Genomic DNA, 24,337 nt, shown 5'->3' with positions numbered 1-24,337 from the left:
CAGGTTTAGTTCCCCATGACGCGCAAGAAGTCGTAGTAGAAGATGCCGAGCCCGAGGGCGACGCAGATGCCGCCGATGATCCAGAACCGGATCACGATGTTGACTTCGCTCCAGCCGACGAGCTCGAAATGGTGCTGTAGCGGGGACATCCGGAACACCCGCTTACCGGTCGTCTTGTACGAGATCATCTGGATGATCACCGAGCCCATGAGGATAACGAACAGTCCGCCGATCAGTGGCAGGAGCAGTTCGGTGCGGGTCGCGATCGCCAGGCCACCGATGAGGCCACCGAGACCGAGGGCGCCCGTGTCACCCATGAAAATCCTTGCTGGCGAAGCGTTCCACCACAGGAAGCCGACACACGCACCGGCCGCCGCCGCGGCGATCATCGAGATCTCCAGCGGGTCACGGACCTCGTAGCAGTAGGGAGCCGTGTATTGCCAGTCACCGCACCAGTGCTGGTATTGCCACGCGCCAATGAAGCTGAACGCGCCCAGCACCATCACCGACGTTCCGGTCGCGAGACCGTCGAGACCATCGGTGATGTTCACCGCGTTGCTCGCCGCGATGATCATGAGGATGAAGAGGATGACCGCGCCGACCTTGCCGATATCGGCCCATTCGATGTCCTTGATGAAGGAAATCTTGGTCGAGCCCACGGTCTGCTGGTTCGTGCTCGGGTAGTAGAGCGCGACGATGCCGAACACGGCTCCGACAAGCAACTGCCCGAGCAGCTTGCCCTTCTTGCTGAGGCCACCGCTGTTACGCCGGCGCACCTTGAGCAAGTCGTCGATGAAGCCAACGGCGCCACAGAAGACAAACAGCCCGAGAAGCACCAGTGCCGTGATCGTCGGCGTGATCTGAACGATCTGCTTGTCCGGCAACGTGAGCAACGCGAAGTGACCCACGACGTAGGCGATGACGGTGGCCACGATGAAGACCACCCCACCCATCGTCGGGGTGCCCTTCTTGCCCTGGTGTGGCGGCACCGGCCCGACCGGGGCGTCGGTGCGGATCGGTTGTGCCGCTTTAAGCCTGGTGAAAATCTTGATGGCGAAGGGCGTGCCGAAAAGCGAAACGAAGAACGCTACGACTACCGCGATGAAGACGGCTCTCATGCTGCCGGCGCCCTCAGGAAGTCAGCAACGTCCCAAGTCCGGTACCGGGAACCTTTAACCAGAACCACATCGCCGGGGCGTAACCGGCGTGCCACCTCTGCCACCGCCGCCGCCTGATCGCTGACCAGCACCGACTCACCTTCCCAAGACCGCACCGAGGCCGCGCCGTCGAGGATCGGCGCGGCTGACTCCTCCACCGCGATGAGCACGTCGACGCCGAGTGCCGCTGCTAGCGCACCGACCTCGGCATGCCCTTCCCGCTCAGCCGCGCCGAGCTCGGCGTGATAGCCGAGCACCGCGATCGTCCGGCGGTCCTTGCCCGCCGCCGCCAGCGCGCGTAACGCGGCGGCGGTGGAGGCTGGGTTCGCGTTGTAGGAGTCGTCGATGACCGTGACACCATCGGCACGGTCGAAAACATCCATCCTTCGGGCCGAAATCAGTTTTAGTTCGGCCAGTGCCTGCGGCAGATCTGCCAGCGGCATCCCGCACCGCTGCGCCACAGCGGCAGCGAGCAGGGCATTTCCCGCTTGGTGCACGCCCGTGAGGGCGAGCCGCACCCGCGTGCCGTTTAGGTCAAACGACGGGCGTCCAGCACTGTCGAGCTCCACTTCGCCGGTGGTCACCAGCTTTACCGGCGCTTGTGACACGGCTGCCATAGCCGCCACGGCCGGGTCGTCTCCGTTGAGAACGGCGAATCCGTCCGCTGGGAGTGCCTGGATCAGTTCCGACTTGGCCTTCGCGATCGCTTCCACCGAGCCAAATTCCCCGAGGTGCGCCACGCCAACATTGACGACGACGCCGATCTTCGGTGGGGCGATCCCGCACAGATAGGTCAAGTGCCCTGGTCCCCTTGACCCCATTTCCAACACCAGATATTTGGTACGCGCGTCCGCTCGCAAAACCGTGTGAGGCAGCCCGAGCTCGTTGTTGAACGACCCGGCCGGCGCGATCGTCGTCCCGAGCCGCGACAGCAACTGCCCGATCATGTCCTTTGTGGACGTCTTCCCGGACGAGCCCGTGATGCCGATGACCGTGAGCTCAGGGAGCCTTCCGAGCAATGCCCGGGCTAGCAGTCCCATCGCCGCCCGAGGGTCACCGACCACGACAGTCGGCAGCTGGGGCACCGGCTTGGAACCCAGAACCGCGACGGCACCCAGATCCTTCGCCTTTCCAGCGAAGTCGTGTCCGTCTACTTTGGCGCCCTCGAAAGCCACGAACATTCCGCCCGGCAAGATTTCGCGGGAGTCGAACTCCACGTCCCCGGTCACCGTGACGTCCTGCCCGTGCAGCACACCACCGGTGATCGAGGCGATTTCGCTCAGCCGGAACGCGATCATGCTTTGGCCTCCAGGGCTCGGGCGAGTTCCACCCGGTCGTCGAACGGAAGCTTCTCCCCGTTGATTTCCTGACCCCGCTCGTGGCCCTTGCCCAGCACGGCAACCACGTCGCCAGGCTTGGCGAGCCTGACCGCCGCGGCTATCGCCTCGCGGCGCCCCGGCACTTCAAGCGCACCCGGCGCTCCACTCAGGACACCGGCGCGGATTTCGGCCGGGTCTTCGGTGCGTGGGTTGTCGTCGGTCACGATAAGGATGTCTGAGCCTTGCGCGGCGGCCGTTCCCATGAGCGGGCGCTTGCCCTTATCGCGGTCGCCGCCCGCGCCCAGCACGCAGATAACGCGGCCGTTGCTGGAATTGGCCAGTTCCCGCAAGGCTTTGAGGGCCGCGACGATCGCGTCCGTCTTATGTGCATAGTCGACGACGCCGACGATGTCGCCCGGTGCCTCTACCCGTTCCAGGCGCCCGGGCGGGCCGCTGCTGGCCGCCACGCCATCGGCTGCCGCTTGCGGGTCGACTCCGATCGCGGCCAAGCACGCGATGGCCAGCAAGGCGTTGGCCACGTTGTGCTGACCGGGCAGTCGAACCCCGGCCGCGATGGCTCCAGCGGGGCCGTTAGCGGTGAAGCGCTGGCCGAAGCCGTCTTCACGGATGCCGGTGGCATACCAGGTCGCTTCGCTGTTGCCACTTGCCGAGTAGGTGATCGTGGCGGGCTTGCGCAAAACGTCGAGTGACTTGTCGTCCAGGTTCAGGATTTCCGCGTCGGCGCGGCCGTCGAACAAGCGCGCCTTGGCCGCGAAGTAGTCCGCAGAGTCAGCGTGGAAGTCCAGGTGATCGGCGCCGAAGTTGGTCCAGCCCGCCACGTCGAACGCGACTCCACCGACACGGCCCATCGCCAGCGCGTGGCTGGAAACCTCCATGACCATGGCGGTGACACCCTGTTCGAGCGCATAGGCGAACAGAGCGTGCAGATCGGTGGCTTCCGGTGTCGTGCGCACACTGTCGACGACGGTGCTCCCGAGCCGGGTTTCTACCGTGCCGATCAGGCCGGTGACGTGGCCAGCCCGCTTTAGCCCCGACTCGGCCAGGTAGGCCGTGGAGGTTTTGCCCGCGGTGCCGGTGATGCCGATGAGGGTCAGCCGCCGGGAGGGCGAACCGTAGACCGCGTCGGCGACGTCACCGAGCACGGCCCGTGGGTCATCGACGTGCAGCACCGGAACGCCGACGGCAACGGGCACATTGGACAGAACCGCTATCGCGCCCGCGCGCACGGCCGCCTCAGCGAATTCGGCGCCGTGCCGGTGGGTACCAGGAAGGGCCGCATAGAGGTCGCCTGGCTGCACTTGGTCGCTGGCATGAGTCACGCCGGTAACAGCGGCATCGCCACCCGTTACTGATCCGCCAGTCAGCGCCGCGAGCTCCGAGAGCCGCGTGGGCTGCACGGAGGCGGGGCGGAGCATCTCGACGGACGGCACGCTGCCAGACCTTACCTTGTCGCGGAGAAAGACAGTCACGCGGTAATAACGAACTCAGGGGCTTTGGTGCTGGTCGGCATAACGGCAAAATGCCGCAGCGTGAAACCCATCATCTCCCGGAAGGCCGGTCCGGCCACCGATCCGCCGTGTCCGCCAGGTGTGTGAGCGAATACGCCGATGACAAATCTTGGCTGGTCGGCCGGAGCCATTCCGATGAAAGACGCCACTTCGCCGGGAATGTACTTACCGTCCTTGACCTGTTGCCCCGTGCCCGTTTTACCACAAACACGGTATCCGTCGAGCTTGGCGGTCACACCAGTGGCCCCCTTGACGTTGATCACCGCTTCCATGATCTCCCGCATGCTCGCGGCGTTTTCCGGGCTCATCACGCGATGCGACTTGGGCGTGGAGGCTGGCTCCTGCTTGCCGTCCACCGTGATGAACTCCTTGACCAGGCTCGGCTGGACCCACATCCCGTCGTTGGCGATCGCGGCGTAGGCGGCTGTCATCTGCAGCGGTGACACGGCGATCTCATGCCCAATCGGAATCGAGCCGTAAGACGTGCTGCTCCAGTTGCCCGGTGGCTGAAGCACGCCGTCAGCCTCAGCCATCAGGCCGATCCCCGTCGCCTCGCCGAGGCCGAACTTCTGCTGGTACTCGTAAAGCTTCGCCGCGCCAAGCTGATCGGCGACCTTGATCGTGCCCACGTTGGAGGAGAAGGCCATCAGTCCGGGCAAGGTGATCCTGGTTCCCTCAGGGAAGCTCTTGGAATCCTCGTAGACCTCGGGACCCTTCTTAATCGACGGTCCGATCTCGACGGTCGAATCCTTGTTCAGCACACCCTCTTGCAGAGCGGCGCTAAGCACGATCGCCTTGTGCGTCGAACCCGGGTCGAACACGACCGACGTCGCGACGTCGCGCCACGTGTCCTTCGGGTAGGCCGCTGGCTGTCGCGAGGAAAACGTCGGGTAACTGGCCTGTGCCACGACTTCGCCCGTCTTGGCGTCCATGATCACGGCGGCGGCCCATCTCGCGCCTTGCTTGCGCATGTAGTCGGTCAGGATGCGCTGGGTCATGAACTGAACGTCACGATCGATGGTCAGTTTCATCGACCGTCCCGGTTGCGGCGGCGTCAGCAGCTCGTACCCTCCGGGGATGCGTTGTTTATGAGCCTCGTCGGGGCCACCCGTTTCGTAGATGACCTTCCCGTCCTTGCCGCGCAGCACCTCGTCGAAGTTGGACTCCAGCCCGGCCAGCCCGTTGAGGTCGGTGCCGGTGAAGCCGATGAGGCTGGCAGCCAAATCGTTGCCAGGAAAGTCACGGCGCTCGTCCCGCTCGACCCGGATCCCGGGCAGGTTGAGTTCCTTAATCTTCTGGGCGTCCTTGATGTCCACACCACGCGCGAGATATTCGAAGCGGTTCGGGCCGCCGTCGAAGTCACGCGTCTTCTTCCGCAGCGGTGGCAGCAAAGTGGACACCGGGATGCCAAGCAGTGGAGACAGTTTCTCCGCGGTCGCGGCCGGATCCTTCACCATGACCGGGTCGGCGGCGATGAACCGTGCCTCGATGCTGTGCGCGAGCACTTCGCCGTTACGGTCCAAAATGGACCCTCGCGGCGCGGGCAGGCTCGTCGACGAGAGCCGGTCCCGCAATCCGGCCGCGGCATAGGCCGGAGCGTCGGTGATCTGAATCTGAACCAGCCGGATGCCGATGAAGGCGAACAGCAGCAACGACAAAGCCGTCGCTGAGCGCAGGCGCCGCTTGGGCTCGCCCATCTTGGGCGGAGCGACATTGCGGGCCGGCTTGACGACGGTCCGCTGGCGGCGCGGTGCCGGAATGTGCGCGGCCCGCCTGCGGGTCCGCTCCCCGGCCACCGGTTGAGGTGGCCGGGGAGCGGACTTCAATTCCGCGCGGTCGATCGCACCGGTCTCACGCGTCGTTCTCCCGCGTGGGGTGAAGGCACGTGCGTCCCCAAGCCTGCTGCGCCTTCTGCCCGTCTCGTCCCCCGGCACGTCTTCTCCCCCTTGTTACGGCTGGCTCGCGTTGCTCGGCGTGCCCTGGGCTGGCTTCGGAACACCGATGATGTTGCCGTCGGGCAGCAGGATGAACGCTGGCGAACCAGCGTCACTCAGGCCCAGCATCGCCGCGGCCGCGGCCAGGTTCCCCGGTGTTTCCTTGTCGGCGATGAACTGTTCGAGCTGCTGCTGACGGATGTTCAGGTCGTTTTGTGACTTCTGGAGGTCACCGATCTTGAACGCGTTCTCATTGATCTTCGTGTTGAGCGCGAGGATCCCCCAGACCCCAGCGATCACGACGACGATCAGGAACACGACGAACGGTGTGCGCGGCACGCTCACCGGCACCGGTGGCGCGAGCCGTAGCTTGCGCCGCGGCGCCTCCGCGACCTCCGGCTGCGGCTCGGCCACCGCCGTGGCCCGGCGCCGCAACTCTCGCACTTCTGCTTCGACAAACGCCGTCGCCTGGTTCACATCCCGACCCCCCGGCCGTGAACCCTGCTGCGGCACGGTGCTGCGCGGCTGCGCCCGCAGCGGTGTCGCTGCCATGTTTGCCCCCTCTAACTAATGTGGTGCTTTGCCCGGCCCCCCAGCTGGGCCAATGAGTTCGGCTGCGCGCAAGCGCACCGACGTGGCTCTCGGGTTCGCGGCGATCTCCGCGTCACTGGCTAGCTCCGCCCCACCCCGGGTCAGAAGTTTCAGTGAGGGCCCCGTGCCCGGCAGCTCGACCGGTAGCCCGATCGGTCCCGTGCTCTTGGCCCTGGCCGCGAAGGCCGCCTTTGTGATCTTGTCCTCGAGCGAGTGGTACGAGAGCACTACCACCCGTCCCCCGGCTTTGAGCGCCCCGATCGCGTTCGGCAGCGCTCGCTCCCAAGTGGACAGTTCACCGTTGACCTCAATGCGCAAGGCCTGGAACGTTCGTTTTGCTGGATGCCCTCCCGTGCGCCGGGCCGGTGCTGGAATCGAATCCCGCACCAGCTCGGCCAGGAAGGCCGACGAGGTGATCGGCGCCTTGGTTCGCTCCCGCACGATCGCGGCAGCAATCCGCCCAGCGAATTTCTCCTCGCCATAGACCCGCAGCACTCTGGTGAGATCGGCAGCGCTGTAACTGTTGACGATCTCCCCCGCCGTGATGCCGCGGGTCTGGTCCATTCGCATGTCCAAGGGCGCGTCCTGCGCGTAGGCGAATCCCCGGTCAGCTTCGTCGAGCTGCAACGAGGACACCCCCAGGTCGAACAGCACGCCATCGACTTTGGCTATCCCGAGCTTTTCCAGCACCTCTGGCAACTCGTCATAGACCGCGTGCACCAAGTGAATGCGGTCGCGGTACGCCGAAAGCCGTTGGGACGCATGGGAAAGCGCCTCGGTGTCGCGGTCGAGCCCGATGAGGGTGACGTGCGGATGCGCCTCTAACACAGCTTCGGCATGACCGCCGAGCCCAAGGGTTCCGTCAACGTGCACGGCACCAGGCCGGTCCAAGGCTGGCCGCAGGAGTTCCAGACAGCGCTCCAGCAGCACTGGCACGTGCTTGCCGCGAAGCTCCACCTTTTCCTCCTTAAGTCGTTCGTACCGCCAGATCCCCATCCGCTACCCGCTTTTCAGCGTTGCGCCTGGCATCGGGGAAGTGATTCCAGGTTCGGCGAAGCGGGTGGAGATCTCGCGGTACGAATGAACGCTGCCGCTTAGAGTCCGGCTGGCAGCACCCCCTCTTCAATGTCAGCGAATTGTTCTTCGCTGGCCTCGAGATAGGAGTCCCACGTCTGCGGGTCCCAGATTTCTACCCTGGTGCTGGCGCCGATCACGGTGAGGTCGCGGTCAAGCCCCGCATATTCCCGCAGGTGACCTGGGATGGTTACCCGGCCTTGCTTATCGGGAACTTCATCGTGGGCACCGGCGAAGAAGACCCGGCTGTAAGCACGGGCCGCTTTGTTTGTCACCGGAGCTTGCGCCAGTTGATCCGCGATGCGCTGGAATTCGGCTGTCGTGAAGACATAGAGACAGCGCTCTTGCCCTTTGGTGATCACGACACCTCCCGCCAACTCCTCCCGGAACCGGGCGGGCAGGATTAGCCGGCCTTTTTCGTCCAGCCGGGGATTATGGGTGCCAAGAAACACGCCCCCCACCCCCTAAGTGCCAACCCAAGTTCGCGGTCAGGTCGGCACGTACTGTGTGCCGGCGGACCCGCCAGCCCGCCATCGCGCCCCACTTTACTCCACTTCCCTCCACCGTCAATCCAAAATCATCCTTAACGCACCGGGAATGCTCCACATGTCGCAGGTCAAGCGGGGGGATACGGCCGACCAAGGTCACGTTTGTGACAGGTAACCTCTCTTCCGTGGAGGACGAGAAGAAGCTTCCGTTGCGCGCGTCACTTGCCGCATCGGTGTCGCGAACGGCGGCGGCGCTGTCCCGGGCAGCTGGCCGCGGCGACGGTTCGGTCATCGGCGGCAAGCTCGGCATGATGATCGACCCTGACCTGCTGGCTCACCTGGCCGCCGGGCGCAAAATCGCGCTCGTCTCCGGGACTAACGGCAAGACGACCACGACGCGGTTCACCACCGCCGCGCTGAGCGTGCTCGGCGACGTGGCCACGAACTCCTTTGGCGCCAACATGCCTACCGGGCACACCTCCGCTCTCGCGCGCGCTGGCAGCACCCCGTTCGCCGTGCTGGAAGTCGACGAGCACTGGCTGCCCAAAGTCATCGCCGCGACCGACCCCAAAGTCGTTGCCCTGCTGAACCTTTCGCGGGATCAGCTGGACCGCGCCAAAGAAGTGGCCATGATGGCCCAGCTGTGGCGCGACACCTTCGCCAAACACCCCGGCATTCACCTCGTGGCCAACGCCGACGACCCGATGATCGTGTACGCCGTGGGTGCCGCCCCCAGCGTCACCTGGTTTTCCGCCGGGCAGCGCTGGCGCGAGGACGCGCACGTGTGCCCCGCTTGCGGTGGGCACATGGAACGTGGCGAAGCCGACGACGCCCACTGGCAGTGCTCCAACGGCGACCTCGTGCGCCCCACGCCACAGTGGACGGTTGACGGCAACGCGGTCATCGACGCCAGCGGCACCCGTCACGAACTCAAGCTTCAGCTACCCGGCAAGGTAAACGTCGGCAACGCCGCCACCGCCTTGGCTGTGACGCACTACCTCGGCGCTGACACGGCCGAAGCGGCGCCAAAGCTGGCCGAGGTCGCCAGCGTGGCTGGGCGTTATGCGCAGGTCGAACGCGATGGCCGGAAGATCCGGCTGCTGCTGGCCAAGAACCCAGCCAGCTGGCTGGAGGCGTTCGACATGGCTGAAGACGCGCCAACACTTCTGGCCATCAACGCGCGGGACCCCGACGGCTATGACACGAGCTGGCTGTTCGATGTGGACTTCTCGCCCCTGCGCGGGCGGCAGGTGCTCATCACCGGCGAGCGGGCGTATGACTTGGCTGTCCGCCTTGAGGTCAACGAAGTCCCGTTCACGCATGTCGCTTCGTTTGCCCGGGCTGTGCAAACGGCACCGCCCGGCCGCCTCGAAGTGATCGCCAACTACAGCGCGTTCCAGGACATCAGAGCGGAGCTTGACCGTGTCGTCTAGTGCTTTGCAAATCGTTTGGGTGTACCCCGATCTGCTGTCGACCTATGGCGACCGGGGCAACATGCTCATCCTCGCGCACCGGGCCCGGGCCCGCGGCATTCCCGTGCAGACACACGAGATTCACGTCAACGAGGCCCTGCCCGAAGGCGACATCTATCTCATGGGCGGCGGTGAGGACGGTCCGCAAGCCCTTGCGGCGGAACGGCTTCTGGCTGACCGCGGGCTGCACCGCGCGGTTGACCGCCGTGCTGTCGTGTTCGCGGTGTGCGCCGGATATCAGCTGCTCGGCAGCAGCTTCTTCGCCAAGGGTGCCAAATTTGGCGGGCTCGACCTGATCGACATCTCGTCTGACCGCGGCGAAACCCGTGCCGTGGGCGAGCTTGGTGGCGAGGTCGACCCGGCGCTCGGTCTGCCGACGCTCAGCGGCTTTGAAAACCACGGTGGCAGAACGCATTTGGGCCCCGGCGTCAAACCGCTCGCCACCGTTAAGACCGGCATCGGCAACGACGGCAGGACCGAAGGCGCCTGGGCCGGAACGGTTCTCGGCACCTACTGCCACGGCCCGGCCCTGTCACGCAACCCCGCCCTCGCCGATCTGCTGCTGCGCTGGGCGACTGGCGAAGAAACACTGTCCGATATGGACGACACATGGCCGTCGCGTCTGCGCAAGGAACGTCTTACCGCCACTGGGCTGGCGTGAAACGGTTCGTCTCGCTAGCCATCACCGTCGGGGCGCTAGCCTTGGCGGCATGGCTGCTTCCCTTGCGGGAGTGGGCATTTGAGATCAGCCCCGGGTTAGCCGTGCCGCTGGGTGTTTTCCTGCTTTGCGCGCTCGTTCCGCGTACCCCCATATCTTTGGGATTTGGGGTGTTGTTCGGCGCCACCAACGGCGCGATGTGGGCCTTAGCGACGGCCGTCATCGCGTCGGTCATCACGTTCTACGCCGGGAAGTGGGCCGGGCCAGATCTGTTGTCCCAGCGCGCTGGGCAACGCATCCGCAAGATGGACGCCTGGCTCGCCGAACGCGGTCTGCTCGCGGTCATCGTGGTCCGGCTCATTCCGGTCGCGCCCTTCGGCCTAGTCGGTTACGCCTACGGCACATCGTCTGTCCAAAAAAGACATTATTTCGCTGGTACTGCCATAGGCCTCACCCCCGGCGCGATTAGCTACGCCGTGATCGGTGCGGCGGCGGTGAACCCGGAAACCCTTAGCTGGCTAACGTTTGTGCCTGCTGTCTTCAGCGCGCTCATCTCGTCAACGGCCGCGATTGTCTGGCGGCGCCAACATGTTCGTCAGCGCACGACGGCGACTCCGGCGTTGACCAGCCAGCTGCGCAGTTCCGAGGCCTGACACGATAGCCACGCCGGGACCATATGACATGGTCCCGGCGTGACGGAACAGCCGTTAGGCCACAACGCTTACCAGGCGGCCGGGGATGACGATGACCTTCTTCGGGTTGTCGATGCTGACCGCTGCCAGGGCGGCCTGGCGAACCTGCTCTTCGGACGCGTCAGCGGGCACCTCGATGCGGCTGCGCACCTTGCCGTTGACCTGCACCGGATAGGTGACGGTGTCCTCGGTCAGCAGGGACTCATCGGCCACCGGGAAGGTGGTGTAGGTGATGGTTTCCTGGTGTCCCAGCCGTTCCCACAGTTCTTCGGCGATGTGCGGCGCGAACGGTGACACCATGACGACCAAGGGCTCGGCCACCTCGCGGGGCGTGGCGGGCAGTTTGGTCAAGGCGTTCGTCAGCTCGATCAGCTTGGCGATGGCCGTGTTGAACCGCAGCTCGGCCATGTCCTCGCGGACGCCATGGATCGTCTTGTGCAGTGCGCGCCTGGTCTCGTCGTCGGCCGGAGTGTCGACGACGTTCGTCTCGCCCGTCGTCTCATCAACGATCGCCCGCCACGCGCGCTGCAGGAACCGTTGCGCCCCAACGACCGCGCGGGTTTCCCATGGGCGCGAAACATCCAGCGGGCCCATCGACATCTCGTAGACGCGGAACGTGTCTGCGCCGTAGCGCTCGCACATTTCGTCTGGCGTCACAACGTTTTTCAGCGACTTGCCGATTTTGCCGAACTCACGGTTGACCTTCTGGCCGTTCCACGTGAAGACGCCAGGCTGTTCCTCGACGACCTCTTCGGCTTGCACGTAGGCGCCACGCGAATCGGTGTAGGCGTAAGCCTGGATCATGCCCTGGTTGAACAGGCGGTGATACGGCTCGGGTCCACTCACGTGACCCAGGTCGAACAGAACCTTGTGCCAGAACCGGGCATACAGCAGGTGCAGCACGGCGTGCTCGGCTCCGCCGACGTACAGGTCGACGCCGCCGGAATCGCCTGCGTGCTTGGGCCCGACCCAGTAGTGCTCGTTTTCCGGGTCGACAAAAGTCTTGTCGTTGTTGGGATCCAGGTAACGCAGCTGATACCAGCACGATCCGGCCCACTGTGGCATGACGTTGGTCTCGCGGGTGTAGCGCTTGGGCCCATCGCCCAAGTCCAGCTCGACTTCGACCCATTCCGTCGCGCGCGACAGCGGAGTCTCCGGATTGGACTGTGCGTCATCGTCAGCGAACGTGCGCGGCGAGAAGTCTTTCACCTCAGGCAGCTCAACCGGCAGCATGCTCTCGGGCAGGCCGATCGCCCGGCCGTCCTCGCCGTAGACGATCGGGAACGGCTCGCCCCAGTAGCGCTGACGGCTAAACAGCCAGTCCCGCAAGCGATACGTAATGGCGCCCTCGCCGATGTGGGAGGATTCCAAGTGCTCGATGATTTTCGCCTTGGCTTCCGCGACGTTCAGCCCGTTCAGGATGCCGCTGTTGATGGCGGGACCGTCACCGGTGAAAGCCTTGCCCTCAAAGCCTTCTGTAGGGCGGACCGTGCGGATGATGGGCAGCTCGAAGACTTCCGCGAACTCCCAGTCCCGCTCGTCTTGCCCCGGCACCGCCATGATGGCGCCGGTGCCATAACCGGCCAGCACATAGTCGGCGATGAAAATTGGGATCGGCGTGTTCGTCAGCGGGTTGGTCGCGAACGCTCCCGTGAACACACCAGTCTTCGTCTTGGCATCAGCCTGACGCTCCACATCGGACTTACCCGCGGCGAAAGCGCGGTAGGCGGCGACCGCCTCGGCCGGCGTGGTGTGACCACCCGTCCACTTCTCGTGCGTCTCCAGTGGCCAGATCGCTGGCACCAGCTTGTCGACCAGCTCGTGCTCCGGGGCCAGCACCATGTAGGTCGCCCCGAAAACGGTGTCAGGCCGGGTCGTGAACACGCGAATCTTTTCGTCTTCGGCCGGGAAGTCAATGTAGGCACCCTGCGACCGGCCGATCCAGTTGCGCTGCTGCAGCTTGATCGGCTCGGGCCAGTCCAGCATTTCCAGGTCGTCGATCAAACGGTCGCCATAGGCGGTGATCCGCATCATCCACTGCTTCAGGCTGCGCTTGAACACGGGGAAGTTGCCGCGCTCACTGCGCCCGTCGGCCGTGACCTCTTCGTTGGCCAGCACGGTGCCCAGGCCGGGACACCAGTTCACGGGGGCCTCAGAGATGTAGGCCAGCCGCTTGGCGTCAACCTCCCGAGCGCGCTCCTCGGCCGGCAGGTGCGCCAGCTTGGCCTCCAGCTCAGCGATCGGGCGTGCTTTGCCGGCTTGCTCGTCGTACCACGAGTTGAAGATCTGCAGGAAGATCCACTGCGTCCAGCGGTAGTAATCAGGGTCGATGGTCTCGACCGAGCGCCGCGGGTCGTGACCCATGCCCAGCTGCCGGAACTGCTGACGGTAACGGGCGATGTTGGCCACGGTGGTCGTGCGCGGGTGCGTGCCGGTCTGCACCGCGTATTGCTCAGCGGGCAAGCCGAAAGCGTCGTAGCCCATCGCGTGCAGCACGTTGAAGCCAGCCATCCGCTGGTACCGCGCGAAGACATCGGTGCCTATGTAGCCCAGGGGGTGCCCGACGTGCAGGCCGGCTCCCGACGGGTACGGGAACATGTCCAGCACGAATTTCTTCGGTGCTCCTGAGCGCGGGTGGGCCGGATCGGCCAGGTCACCCGTGGGGTTGGGGGCGTAGAAGGTCTTGTTCCGCTCCCAGAAGTCTTGCCATTTGCGTTCGATCTCGTTGGCGAACGCGGCTGTATATCGCTGGGCCGGTATGTCCTGCGTACTCATGCCGAGCCTCCCTTCGGTCGCCTTCGTCCTGAGGCACGCGCGACCCTGCTGTCCTGATTCGCTCGGGCAAGCCCTCGCTCATGTGTCCTGTCCTCATCACATCGAAGTCTTAGGGCAACAAAAAACCCCTCGCGCCGAGCGCAAAGGGGTCTGCCGTGCTCACGCCACCTGACTGGGCACTAGCACGGCTCACTAAGGAGCAGGGTTACCCGACTCATACTCGGGATAATACCCCCAAGCCCCCGGACACGTCATATCGCAATACGCGGATTGCCGGAACTGGGCGCGCTGCGTAAGACTCCAAGAGCGCAGCATGCTTCGACAAAGGGGCAGAGCAACCTTGACGCAGGTGTAGAGCGTCCAGTCGCCGGACGCAACATAAAAACTAGGGAGGCGGGCGTGACAACCACGCAACGCGGAAGTGAACTCGGCGAGCCCATGTCGGTCGAAGAGTTCAAGGCCACCACCAATGCCATCGTGGCCAACATCGAACAGGTTATCGAGGGCAAAACCGCGACCGTGCGGCTAGCGCTCGCTGTTCTGCTGGCCGAAGGGCACCTGCTGATCGAGGATGTCCCCGGCGTCGGTAAAACCAAGCTTGCTAAGGCGTTAGCCCGGTCCATTGACTGCTCGGTGCGCCGGATCCAGTTCACCCCAGACCTCCTGCCCAGCGACGTCACCGGCGTCAGCGTCTATAACCAGGAGACCCGGGAATTCGAGTTCAAGCCCGGTGCCGTTTTCGCCAACCTCGTCGTTGGCGACGAAATCAACCGGGCCTCGCCGAAGACCCAGTCGGCGCTGCTGGAGTGCATGGAAGAGCACCAGGTCACCGTCGATGGCGAGACCTACATCCTGCAGGTCCCCTTCATGGTGGTCGCGACGCAGAACCCGATCGAAATGGAAGGCACCTACCCGCTGCCCGAGGCGCAGCGCGACCGGTTCACCGCCCGCATCGCCATGGGCTACCCGGACGAGCGCGCCGAGCTAGCGATGCTCGATGGACACCAGTCGCACGACCCGCTAGAGGACCTGCGCGCGGTAACAGACGCGGCCGCGGTCCGGCGGTGCATCGCGACGGTCCGTAACGTGCACGTGGCTGACGCGGTGAAGCAATACGCCGTAGACCTCGTGACGGCCACCCGTGAGGCACCTGAGCTTCGCCTGGGCGCGTCGCCACGCTCCACCCTGCAGTTCATCCGCACCGCGAAGGCCATCGCCGCCCTGGACGGCCGGGACTACGTCGTGCCCGATGACCTGCAGCAGCTCGCGGTCCCGGTCATGGCACACCGCATCATCCCGACCGCTGACGCTCAGCTGGCCCGCCGCACCACCGACGCGATCCTGTCGGAACTCGTGCACCGGCTGCCGCTGCCACACGACCGGCGCTCGCCCTTCGACACCCGCCCGCCCGCGCCGCCGAGCAACTACAACCACCGGCAGAGCTAACTCATGCGTGAAGCATTGCGTGGATTGACCACCCGGGGCCGAAGTTTCCTGGCCGCTGGAGTGGCGGCGACGATCTCGGCGCTGATCCTGGGTGAGAAGGACCTGTTACGGGTGGCCGTGCTCTTGCTCCTGCTGCCGTTGCTTGCCGCCGCCTACGTGGGCCGCTCCAAGTACCGGCTGGCGTGCACCCGCAGCCTCGACCCCTACCGGGTGCAGGCTGGCGGCAACGCCCGGGTGCTGCTGCGGTTGCAGAACATCTCGCGCTTGCCCACCGGCACGCTGCTCATGGAGGACAAACTGCCCTATGCCCTGGGCAGCCGTCCCCGCCTGGTGCTGGACCGGCTCGGCCCGCAGCAGGCATCGTCGGTCGCCTATACCGTTCGGGCCGAACTGCGCGGCCGCTACGAAGTAGGCCCGCTCACCTTGCGGATGACCGACCCGTTCGGGCTGTGCGAAATGACGCGCTCGTTCCCCAGCTCCGACAAACTGACCGTCATCCCCCAGGTCACCCCGTTGCAACTGGTGCGCCTGGCAGGCGAATACGCGGGAACCGGCGACAGCCGGGCGCGGTCCGTCGCGGTGCACGGTGAAGACGACGCGGCGACCCGTGAATACCGTCGCGGGGACGATCTGCGTCGTGTGCACTGGCGCTCGACCGCACGCGTGGGTGAGCTGATGGTGCGCCGCGAGGAGCAGCCATGGGAGAGCCGGGCGACCGTGGTTCTCGACACGCGAACCATGGGCCACCGTGGCGAGGGACCGACCGGTAGCTTCGAGTGGGCCGTCTCGGCGATCGCGAGCATCTCTGTCCACTTGCGACAGGCCGGATACCGGCTGCGTCTGGTGACCGAGGCGGGCGCCGACCTGGACGCGACCGAGATCTCCGGTGACGGCCTGATCCTGGATCACCTGGCGGAGGTCAAGACCTCCACCCGGGGCGACATCCAAACCCTGCTTGAGCAGGTGCGGCGGCGCTCCGATGGCGGCCTGATCATCGCGGTGACGGGTTTGCTGTCCGTGCCCGAGGCACGTCAGCTCGCCGCTTTGCGGACCGCCGGAACGATCTGCATCGCCTTCGCCATGGACACCCAGAGCTGGCTCAACCTCGCCGCACCAGCGCGCGCCGAGGCCGACAAGGAACACGTCGCCGCGAACCTGGCCATGTTGCAGGCCGGCTGGCGTGTCGTGGGCGTGAAGCACGGCGACCGCTTCGCCTCACTGTGGCCGCAGGCCGCCCGCGGACATCAGGGTCACGCCCTGCGGGCCGCGATGGCTGAGACTGTCTCGATTGGAGGCAACCGATGACCTCCCGCCGTCAGCTCACGCTCGTGGCCGCGGGCGCGACCCTCCTGGCCTCCGCGCCGATCGGGTCTATCTTCGCCAGCTACAAGTGGCTAGTACACGCCGTCTTCCTGGTGGGCCTGATCGCTGGGGCCGCCTTCGGCGTACGCAGCATGCGTGGCCGGTTGTGGGCACAGATCGCCGCGATGGTGGGTGCCCTGCTCGTTGGCCTAACCATGTTGCACGGCAACGGAACCGGCATCATCGGCCTGATTCCCGGACCGGAAACGTTTGAGCACTGGTCCACTTTGCTCGCCGCGGCGGGCCCGGAGATCCAGACCGCTTCCCCACCGGCCGGGGATTACGCGAGCTTGCTGTTCATCACCTCGCTCGGCATCGGTGTCGTCGCCGTCATCGTCGACATCTTCGCTGCGGGGCTCCGGCAGCCCAGCCCTGGCTGGGCTGCCCATGCTCGCGATCTACTCGGTTCCAGTCGCCGTTTACGTCGAGTCGACCTCGTTCCTGCCCTTCATCGTTGGCGCACTGGGGTTCCTGTGGCTCCTCGTGACCGACAACGTCGACAAGGTACGCCGCTTCGGCCGCCGGTTCACCGGAGACGGCCGCGGCGTCGACTTGTGGGAGCCGTCCCCGCTTTCAGCGACCGGCCGGCGGCTCGCCGTCACGACGGTCCTCATCGCGGTCTTGGTGCCGATGTTCATCCCTGGCATGACCGAGGGCTTCTTCACTCAGATGACCAGCGGTGGCCAGGGCGGGCCCAACTCCGGCAAGGCAGGAGCGGGCGGATCGGTCGACCTGGCGGCCTACCTGCACGGGCAGCTCAACAACACGGAAATCAAGCCGCTCGTGACGATCAAGACCAACGACCCGTCACCGCTTTACGCCCGCTTCGGGGTCGCCGATGACGTCAACATCAACGGTTTCCGGCACCGGGCTCCGGCGGGAAGGCCGGTGGGCAACGATCTGCAACGCCCAGCCGGGATGGACATGGAAGGCGTCAGCGGCCAGCGCTACTCGGCCAGCGTCGAAGTGGACAAGAACTTCGACATGCCCATGGTGCCGGTTTATCCCGGTCCACTGACGACCAAGGGACTGAACGCGACGTGGAGCTACGACGCGGATCAGCAGATCATCTTCTCGCAGCGGTCTCGTTCGGGCGGCGTGAAATACGAGTTCGAGTTCGTGCACCTGGAGTTCACTCCGGAGGTGCTGCGCAAAGCGAAACCGTTGTCGCCCAACAACATTAACCAGAAGAACTTCACGGCTGTCCCCGAGAACACCACTGTCCGCAACCTCGTGGCGACCCTTACCGAGGGCAAGCCAACGGTTTACGACAAGGTGCGCTCTCTTTACGACTACTTCTCCACGAAGAACGGCTTCTCCTATGACCTGTCGGTGCCGCAGGGCACCACGGGCGACCGGATCACCGATTTCCTCACCGGCAAGAAGGGCTTCTGCCAGCAGTACGCGGCGGCTCTAGCGTGGATGGTTCGCCAGGCCGGGATCCCGGCACGGGTCGCCTTCGGGTTCACGAAGGGCAGCAACTACAACACCAACGGCACCTACGTGCTGACCAACCACAACCTGCACGCGTGGACCGAGGTCTACTTCGAGGGCTACGGCTGGATTCCGTTTGACGCCACGCCAAGTTCGTCAGTGGCCGGAGCGGTCAACCCGGCCTGGGCACCGGACCCGGATGCTCCAGCACCGACCGACCCGTCAGCGGACCCCTCGGCGAATCCGAACGAGGATCCGATCGCGGGCCGCACGCCGGAGGGCGACAACGGGGCTGATCCTGAAGACGGCGACCCGGGCGTGTCCGCCATCGAGCAGTCAACGCCGCCGTGGATGTGGTGGAGCATCGGTGCGGGAGCGGCACTGATCATCGCGTTCTTCGTGCCGGCCATGCGCCGCAACGCTTTGCGGCGACGGCGGCATCGGGGCCAAGGCAGCGTAGTGGTGCAGGACGTCACCGGAGACCCAGCTATGTCCATTGTGGCGGTCGCCGATCCTGACGCCGCCCGGCGGCAAGCCCACGACGCGTGGGACGAACTCCTCGACACGATGACCGACTACCGCGTCCTCATCGATGTTTCGGAGACCCCGCGCGGGACAGCCGAGCGGCTGATCAAAGTGGAGAGTCTGCCTCCATCCGCGGCCGAGCAGGTGCGCCGGCTCAGCCATGCCGAGGAGAGGGCGCGCTACGCCTTGTCCCCTGCGGCCAGTGACGGCTTGATGAGCGCGGTGCAGGTGGTTCGCAAGATCCTGGCTGGAAACGCGACCCGGTGGGTACGCTTCGTGGCCGTGATCCTGCCGCCATCGGTGACCCAGCGCTGGCGCGCGGCGGTCACGAACGCGACCGCTCGGGTCTCGGCGAAGTTCACCGAGGCGGGTTACCTCATGCGGCGGCTCACCCGGCCGCTGCGGCTGAGGCGGGCCACCCGCTAAGGCAGCTGAAAGCAGGGCGGGGCCGCTCCCTTGAGGGAGCGGCCCCGTTTCGTTTGCTGAGCGTCTAGTAGTAGTCGCCGCGGTCGCGCCAGCGAGCTTCCAAACGATCGATGATGCCCAGGCCCTTGCGCGTGCGCCGGGTCGCGGTGCCCCCGACCGAACGCAGCTGGCCCTTGGCCGCCGGTGCGGCGGCGCGTTTCTGTGCGAGCATGCCTAGCGCAGCGGCAACCAGCATCACGACGAAACCAGCGACGCCGAGCCACGTGTTGCGGCCGACGGTCCCATAGACGACTAGTGCAAGCCCCAGCACGATCACCACACCGGCAATCACCAGCCGGCGCCGAGCGTGGAACTTGGGATCGCTATGGCGCACCGCCGAGGCGAACTTAGGGTCCTCCGACAGCGAGCGTTCGATCTGCTCGAACAACCGCTGTTCGTGCTCAGATAGCGGCACGGCACCCCCTCCCCGGCAGAACTACAAGACGGATATGCGTTCAGTCTACGAGGGCGCACGCCGGTTCGAAAGCTCATCTGGCGGGCGCCGCCGCACGAGACTCGCCGGACCCACGACGCCCTTGCCAAACTTGGCCGTCACAGCGTCTGTGGCCAGCTCAGCGTCCCGCCAGCTGTGCTCGGGCTCGCCCAGGACGGGCTGGCGCGTGCCTGTCGTCACGAGATTTTCCAGCCGGACCCCGGCCAGGCGGATCTTCTCGCCACCCCGGGCGGGCTCAAACAGCTCCCAGGCGACCTGAAAGATCTCGTGCGCCACGTCCGTCGGGCCGGGAAGAGTCCGCGAGCGGGAGATCGTGCGGAAGTCGCCAAACCGCACCTTCACCGCGATCGTCCGCCCGGACATGCGCGCTGAACGCGCCCGGACCGCGACCTCCTGCGCTAGGGCCAGCAGGGTGCGGCGCAGCCGCGAAACGTCATCTACATCCACGTCGAACGTGGTTTCCGTGCCGATGGACTTTTCCACCCGCTCGGTGCTGACCCGACGCGAATCCCGGGCCCAGGACAGCTCATGCAGGTGCGCCGCGAGAGCCTGGCCGACCGCGCCACGCAGCATGCCGATCGGGGCCGCGGCGACATCGCCGATCGTGCTCAAACCCAAGCGGCGCAACGTCTCCGCCGTCCGCTCACCGACGCCCCACAGTGCCGAGATCGGCAGGGGGTGCAGGAATTCGAGGGTCTTGGCGGCCGGGATGACCAGCATGCCGTCTGGCTTGGCGCGCGTTGAGCCCAGCTTGGCGAGAAACTTGTTGGGAGCCACGCCAATCGAGCAGGTCAGCCGCAGTTCTTGGGTCATGCGCCGCCGGATGTGGGCGCCAATCTCGGCCGGTGACCCAAAAAGCCGTTGTGCCCCAGCGACATCGAGGAAGGCCTCGTCCACGGACAACGGCTCGACCAGCGGCGTGACATCGCGGAAGATGGCCATGACCGAGCGGGAGGCCTGGGCGTATTCACGCATGTCGACCGGCAGGAAGATCGCATGTGGGCACTTGGCCCTGGCCTGCGCACCGGGCATGGCACTGCGGATGCCGAACTTGCGTGCCTCATAACTGGCTGACGAGACGACACCGCGTGGGCCGGCCCCGCCCACGACCACGGGCTTTCCGCGCAGCTCAGGACGACGCCGCACCTCGACCGACGCGTAAAACGCATCCATGTCGACGTGCAGGATCGTGCAGCCCGCGTCGTCCGCCATGTCCGCAGGCTACTGCCCGCGTACGACAATGAGCGGAATCTCGCGCTCGTCCGGCTCGACCCCGCCATGCATGGCCACCAGCGCCGAGACGGACACGTGCTCACGTTGCGAGGCCAGCACGGCCCAGTCGTTGCGGCACAAGACGACCACGTCACCGATGCGCCCGGCGAACTTGGGGTCAAACGGCCCGAAGCAGCCGGAGTCTATGACCTCATCACGGGTGGCCACGGTCGTGTTTGGCCCGGTGATCGCACGCCAGGCGGCCACGACGTCGTCGGCGGCGCCGGGAGTCGTGTGCAGGTAACGCAATCGCGGCTCTCCGGCGAAGACCTCGACGCCAGCGGACAGGCCCGGGTCGGTGTCGATGTCGTAGCGGTGATCTGACGGAACGTCCAGCTGACCGTGATCGGCCGTGACGACCAGCGCCGCGTCTTGCGGCAGCTCCGTCACGAGCCGGTAGATCAGGCGCTCCACATCGGACGCCGCGACATACCACTCCGCTGTGTCCAGGCCATACATGTGCCCGGCTTTGTCCAGGTCGGGGTGATAGCCGTAGACCAGCCCTGGCTTGTCCCGCAATGCGGTGAGCATCCGGGTCGCGACTTCGTCCACTCCCGACGCCGGCTGATAGACCGCGCCCCGCGACGTGACCTTCGTCAGCCCCGTGCCCACATACTCGGGCCGGTTCACCACCGTCACGGGGATCCCACTGGCCGAGGCCGCGACATACAACGGCGCCACCGGCTGCCACGCTTTAGGCTGCGGCGAGTCGCGCCACAAGACATGGTTCAGCACTTTTCTGGTACCAGGTATGCGCACCGTGAACCCCAGCACCCCGTGCGCTCCCGGCAGCGACCCGGTCGCCAGGGACACCAGCGAAGTCGGTGTGGTGGAAGGGAATCCCGCCTCGATGCGACGGCGTGGCAGTCCACTGAGGATCGGCGCGACCGGCGCCATGGCGGCGACCTGAGCCCAGCCCATGCCGTCGACGAGCAGCACGGCCACCCGGTTTACTCCATCGAGGTCCCGCGCGATGCCCAGCGGATCGGACAGGCCCCGCATCCCGAGAGCAGTCAGGCACCCGGGCAACACGGCGGCGAGGTCGCCGGTGACCGTGCCCGGGAAGTTCACCTGCGCGCCAGCAGGTGCAGCTGCGTGGCCACGTCCCGATAGGGCGCCAGCGCCGCGGTCGCCAGCTCGAACGCGGTCAGTGCCTCGGGGTCGTTGTCAGCGACGACACCGGGAACCAGGTCGGCCACAACGCGTACGCCGTGGATCTTCTCGGTCGTCAGGCCCGCCTGGCCGAGCAAGGCACTGGCCTCGTCAGCGGTGAAGAACCGCCGTCCCCCGCCCGCCAGGAGCTCCTGTGCCGCCTTGAACTGCCCGCCGATGGCCCGTGACAGCACGGCCGCGGCGCGGTTGCCCACGAGCACGCTGGCCGCCCCGCCGGGCCGCAACGTGCGGGCCAGCGCCGAAGCCACCGTGCCCGGATCGTCAACGACTTCGAGCACCGCGTGACACAGCACGAGATCGGCACTGTCCTCCGGCACCAGATCGGCGAGCGAGTCAGCGTCGCCTTGCAATCCCTTGACCCGGCTGTCGACGCCGGCGTCGGCGGCGCGGCGGAGCAAAGCCGCCAGAGCGTCGGGGCTGGGATCGACCACTGTCACGGTATGCCCGGCTTCGGCCAGCGGGACGGCAAAACCGCCCGTGCCCCCGCCAACGTCGACTATGGTCAGCCCGGCCCGGCCTTGAGCGGCCAGCTCAGCACGCAAAACCGCCCAGATGACGGCGGTCCGGGGTCCGGCCGCCCGTGACTGCACACCCACTCGCTCCACGCCGCGAGACTACCCGCCCCGGGTTCCGGATCCCTTCTGGATTACCAGCGCGCCCTGATAACGGGCGGTCAGCGTGGCGATGACGGCCTCCGGCAGGTCTGCCGTCAGCCGGACCGCGCACGCGAGCGGATCGATCGCGGTGGCGAAGCTCAGCGACGCCGCGTCAGGGCTGAAGTCGCGCCGGCCCAGCTCCAGCTGAACGCGCTGTAGGTCTGCCCACGACCGCGTGCACTGCTGAATCCGGTACGACTTTCCGTGCACCAGCGTGGTGATCTTGGCAAGCAGGCTGCTCATGTCTGCCGACGTGTGCACCCCGACGATCAGGACGCCGTTCTGGTCTGCCCCGATGCCGATGAACATCTCGCGATGGGCCGTCGCATAGTCCTGAAGGGACGGACCGTGGTTACCCGCGACGGTCACCGTGACGACGCTGCCGCTCGGCAGCCGGGTGCCAACGGCTGGGTCGACCGCGGCCACCAGCCCGACCTCGGTCAGCAGTGCCGGTTCGTAGTGCAGGATCGGCACCAGCCCGGCCTTGGCGGCGGTGAGATCGACCTGCTCAGGTGTGAGGTTCAGCAACGGCGGAACAACGGCGTCGGACACCGCGGCCGGTGAAACGGACGGCGCAGACGGCGTTGCCACCGGTGCCGGCGCGCATGACGCCAGAAGACCGATGGCAACAAGAAAAGCGAAACCTCTCATGACCACGTCAGTAGAGATACACCAAGGTGCGAAGTGATCGACGACAGGTGCTCCCCATAGCCGATGGTGTTGTTGCCCGCGGCCGCGATCAGCATGCCCACGGCGAGGGCGTTGTTGGATCCTGACCTGGTGTAGATCGGTGCGCCCGAGTCTCCTGTGCGATAAAGGACGCCGCCACCGCGAATCGCCTCAATCAGCCCTGGCGTGCAGCCGTAGGAGTCGCAGAACGTGCCGTTCGTCGACGTCACCGAGATGCTGCAGATCGCCCGCGTCGTCATGCCGCTGAAGCAAACCGACTGCCCGACCCAGGCCGGGTCGTTGCCGACGACGGTCCGCTTGACCGGGCAGCACGAGTCGGTGTGAATGACGTTGGTGTAGGCGTTGGCGTCTCCCGCGACAGCGATCATGTCGTACGCGGGAAAGTTGTTCTTGCCGAACGTGTGTCCCCAGTACTTGGGACCGGAGTAGATCGGCCGCCCGTTGGAGAAACAGTGCCCGGCGGTGAATCCGCCGCGCAGCCCGTCGGTGGGGCGGTAAAAGATAAAGCCCGCTGTGCACGTATTGCTGCTTTGACTGCCGTCACGGATGCCGGAGCCGCCGAAGTGCAGCCGCCCGTCGTCGAGCCGGCCGGTGCGGTGATTGTCGGCCAGGGTGATCACGGCCCGCTTACCGAGCAGATCAGCAAGGGCCTTACCGGCTTCGGGATACCGGGCGTCAAACGAGATGTGATAGCGGGAGTCATTGGCGCGCAAGGAATAGCTAAAGGCGGCTTTCGCTGCGTCCGGGTGCCAGGAGCGCGCGAACAAGATATCGTCGGCCTCGATGAGTTCAGCGCCGGTGAAACAGCCTGTCTCCACGTAGACGTTGGGAGCCGACAGTTCCTTGTCGCGCTTGAATTCCGGTGTCGTGACCACCGTGACGCTCGCTCCATCGGAGGTCGTTGCGATGACACCGCGGCGAAGCTGATCGGCGATGCGTTCCTTGACAGCGCTCGCACGGCCAGTGACTTCCTCTACGCGCCGCTGCACGGAAGCGTTGAGCGAACTAGCCGCGGCGTCGGCACCATCCAAGGTGGACACCTGGGCGGAGCTGACACCGCAAGTGGCAAGGGGCGGCTCGGCGGCGATTGCCGCGCCCGCCGGAGTGAAAGTCAGGACCATCACCAGTCCGGCGAGAGACGCCTTCTTCATTGAGGACCTCCGATATGTAA

At 65.8% G+C, this 24,337-nt stretch carries 19 protein-coding genes and 3 pseudogenes; 7 read left to right on the top strand and 15 right to left on the bottom strand.

Features of this window, described 5'->3' with window-relative positions:
- Positions 1-5: 5 nt before the first annotated feature.
- From mraY to mraZ, 7 genes are all read right to left on the bottom strand, one after another.
- The gene (gene mraY, locus A3E1_RS0116570) at positions 6-1,118 is read right to left on the bottom strand and encodes a phospho-N-acetylmuramoyl-pentapeptide-transferase (protein WP_020521912.1); all 1,113 of its coding nucleotides are present in this window, start codon (positions 1,116-1,118) and stop codon (positions 6-8) included.
- A complete protein-coding gene (locus tag A3E1_RS0116565) occupies positions 1,115-2,455 on the bottom strand; it encodes a UDP-N-acetylmuramoyl-tripeptide--D-alanyl-D-alanine ligase (protein ID WP_020521911.1) in 1,341 nt (446 codons plus the stop codon). The genes mraY and A3E1_RS0116565 overlap by 4 nt, the downstream gene beginning before the upstream one ends.
- Positions 2,452-3,912, bottom strand: coding sequence for a UDP-N-acetylmuramoyl-L-alanyl-D-glutamate--2,6-diaminopimelate ligase (locus A3E1_RS0116560; protein WP_040391000.1), 1,461 nt, complete (start codon positions 3,910-3,912; stop codon positions 2,452-2,454). Before A3E1_RS0116560 ends, A3E1_RS0116565 begins: the two co-directional genes overlap by 4 nt.
- Before the next feature lie 50 nt (positions 3,913-3,962).
- Complete coding sequence (locus tag A3E1_RS40625) at positions 3,963-5,939, bottom strand: peptidoglycan D,D-transpeptidase FtsI family protein (RefSeq protein WP_245571222.1); 1,977 nt, start codon at positions 5,937-5,939, stop codon at positions 3,963-3,965.
- A gap of 15 nt (positions 5,940-5,954) precedes the next feature.
- Positions 5,955-6,491, bottom strand: a complete 537-nt coding sequence (locus A3E1_RS40620) for a hypothetical protein (RefSeq protein WP_020521908.1) — start codon at positions 6,489-6,491, stop codon at positions 5,955-5,957.
- A gap of 15 nt (positions 6,492-6,506) precedes the next feature.
- Positions 6,507-7,526, bottom strand: a complete 1,020-nt coding sequence (rsmH, locus tag A3E1_RS40615; protein ID WP_051105050.1) for a 16S rRNA (cytosine(1402)-N(4))-methyltransferase RsmH — start codon at positions 7,524-7,526, stop codon at positions 6,507-6,509.
- A 98-nt stretch (positions 7,527-7,624) separates the two neighbouring features.
- The gene (mraZ, locus tag A3E1_RS0116540; RefSeq protein ID WP_026208510.1) at positions 7,625-8,056 is read right to left on the bottom strand and encodes a division/cell wall cluster transcriptional repressor MraZ; all 432 of its coding nucleotides are present in this window, start codon (positions 8,054-8,056) and stop codon (positions 7,625-7,627) included.
- A gap of 221 nt (positions 8,057-8,277) precedes the next feature.
- On the opposite strand from mraZ, the gene A3E1_RS0116535 reads away from it, so the two are divergent.
- From A3E1_RS0116535 to A3E1_RS40610, 3 genes are read left to right on the top strand one after another with little or no spacing between them, the layout of a single operon-like run.
- Positions 8,278-9,525, top strand: a complete 1,248-nt coding sequence (locus tag A3E1_RS0116535; RefSeq protein ID WP_020521905.1) for a Mur ligase family protein — start codon at positions 8,278-8,280, stop codon at positions 9,523-9,525.
- Positions 9,515-10,225, top strand: a complete 711-nt coding sequence (locus A3E1_RS0116530; RefSeq protein WP_020521904.1) for a type 1 glutamine amidotransferase — start codon at positions 9,515-9,517, stop codon at positions 10,223-10,225. Before A3E1_RS0116535 ends, A3E1_RS0116530 begins: the two co-directional genes overlap by 11 nt.
- Positions 10,174-10,875 carry a TVP38/TMEM64 family protein gene (locus A3E1_RS40610; RefSeq protein ID WP_020521903.1) on the top strand — a complete coding sequence of 234 codons (702 nt, stop codon included), beginning with the start codon at positions 10,174-10,176 and terminating at the stop codon, positions 10,873-10,875. Before A3E1_RS0116530 ends, A3E1_RS40610 begins: the two co-directional genes overlap by 52 nt.
- A 54-nt stretch (positions 10,876-10,929) precedes the next feature.
- On the opposite strand, the pseudogene leuS reads toward A3E1_RS40610, so the two are convergent.
- Together leuS and A3E1_RS49165 are read right to left on the bottom strand one after the other, a co-directional pair.
- Positions 10,930-13,098: pseudogene (gene leuS, locus A3E1_RS0116520) on the bottom strand (leucine--tRNA ligase); the annotation flags it as partial.
- A 38-nt stretch (positions 13,099-13,136) separates the two neighbouring features.
- Positions 13,137-13,689: pseudogene (locus A3E1_RS49165) on the bottom strand (class I tRNA ligase family protein); the annotation flags it as partial.
- 438 nt (positions 13,690-14,127) lie between these two features.
- Here A3E1_RS49165 and A3E1_RS0116515 point away from each other — a divergent pair.
- The 4 genes and pseudogenes from A3E1_RS0116515 (at position 14,128) to A3E1_RS40605 (ending at position 18,882) form a co-directional block, all read left to right on the top strand.
- Entirely contained in the window at positions 14,128-15,135 is a 1,008-nt protein-coding gene (locus tag A3E1_RS0116515; protein ID WP_051105052.1) for an AAA family ATPase, read from the top strand.
- Positions 15,136-15,138: 3 nt separating this feature from the next.
- Positions 15,139-16,440 carry a DUF58 domain-containing protein gene (locus A3E1_RS0116510; protein WP_020521900.1) on the top strand — a complete coding sequence of 434 codons (1,302 nt, stop codon included), beginning with the start codon at positions 15,139-15,141 and terminating at the stop codon, positions 16,438-16,440.
- Positions 16,437-16,805 (top strand): annotated as a pseudogene (locus A3E1_RS48425) (transglutaminase domain-containing protein); the annotation flags it as partial. The gene A3E1_RS0116510 and the pseudogene A3E1_RS48425, both read left to right, overlap by 4 nt.
- A 79-nt stretch (positions 16,806-16,884) precedes the next feature.
- On the top strand, positions 16,885-18,882 hold the full coding sequence (locus A3E1_RS40605) for a transglutaminase TgpA family protein (protein ID WP_020521898.1): 1,998 nt from the start codon (positions 16,885-16,887) through the stop codon (positions 18,880-18,882).
- A 64-nt stretch (positions 18,883-18,946) separates the two neighbouring features.
- On the opposite strand, the gene A3E1_RS0116500 is transcribed toward A3E1_RS40605, so the two are convergent.
- Genes A3E1_RS0116500 through A3E1_RS0116475 form a run of 6 tightly spaced genes read right to left on the bottom strand, consistent with a single transcriptional unit; the run spans position 18,947 to position 24,317 of the window.
- Positions 18,947-19,336: a DUF3040 domain-containing protein gene (locus tag A3E1_RS0116500; protein ID WP_020521897.1), complete on the bottom strand. Its 390-nt coding sequence runs from the start codon at positions 19,334-19,336 to the stop codon at positions 18,947-18,949.
- 45 nt (positions 19,337-19,381) lie between these two features.
- On the bottom strand, positions 19,382-20,587 hold the full coding sequence (dinB, locus tag A3E1_RS0116495) for a DNA polymerase IV (protein ID WP_020521896.1): 1,206 nt from the start codon (positions 20,585-20,587) through the stop codon (positions 19,382-19,384).
- Between the two features lie 9 nt (positions 20,588-20,596).
- Entirely contained in the window at positions 20,597-21,718 is a 1,122-nt protein-coding gene (locus A3E1_RS0116490; RefSeq protein WP_020521895.1) for an alkaline phosphatase family protein, read from the bottom strand.
- The gene (locus A3E1_RS0116485; RefSeq protein ID WP_020521894.1) at positions 21,715-22,416 is read right to left on the bottom strand and encodes a class I SAM-dependent methyltransferase; all 702 of its coding nucleotides are present in this window, start codon (positions 22,414-22,416) and stop codon (positions 21,715-21,717) included. The genes A3E1_RS0116490 and A3E1_RS0116485 overlap by 4 nt, the downstream gene beginning before the upstream one ends.
- Positions 22,417-22,434: 18 nt before the next feature.
- Complete coding sequence (locus A3E1_RS0116480) at positions 22,435-23,127, bottom strand: PASTA domain-containing protein (RefSeq protein WP_020521893.1); 693 nt, start codon at positions 23,125-23,127, stop codon at positions 22,435-22,437.
- A complete protein-coding gene (locus A3E1_RS0116475) occupies positions 23,124-24,317 on the bottom strand; it encodes a chymotrypsin family serine protease (protein WP_020521892.1) in 1,194 nt (397 codons plus the stop codon). Before A3E1_RS0116475 ends, A3E1_RS0116480 begins: the two co-directional genes overlap by 4 nt.
- Between the last annotated feature and the right edge of the window lie 20 nt (positions 24,318-24,337).

This window comes from Catelliglobosispora koreensis DSM 44566 (genome assembly GCF_000379685.1).
In the GTDB taxonomy this organism is placed as follows: Bacteria; Actinomycetota; Actinomycetes; order Mycobacteriales; family Micromonosporaceae; genus Catelliglobosispora; species Catelliglobosispora koreensis.
Note: the sequence above shows the minus strand (reverse complement) of the source record. Positions and strands in the feature narration are given on the sequence as shown.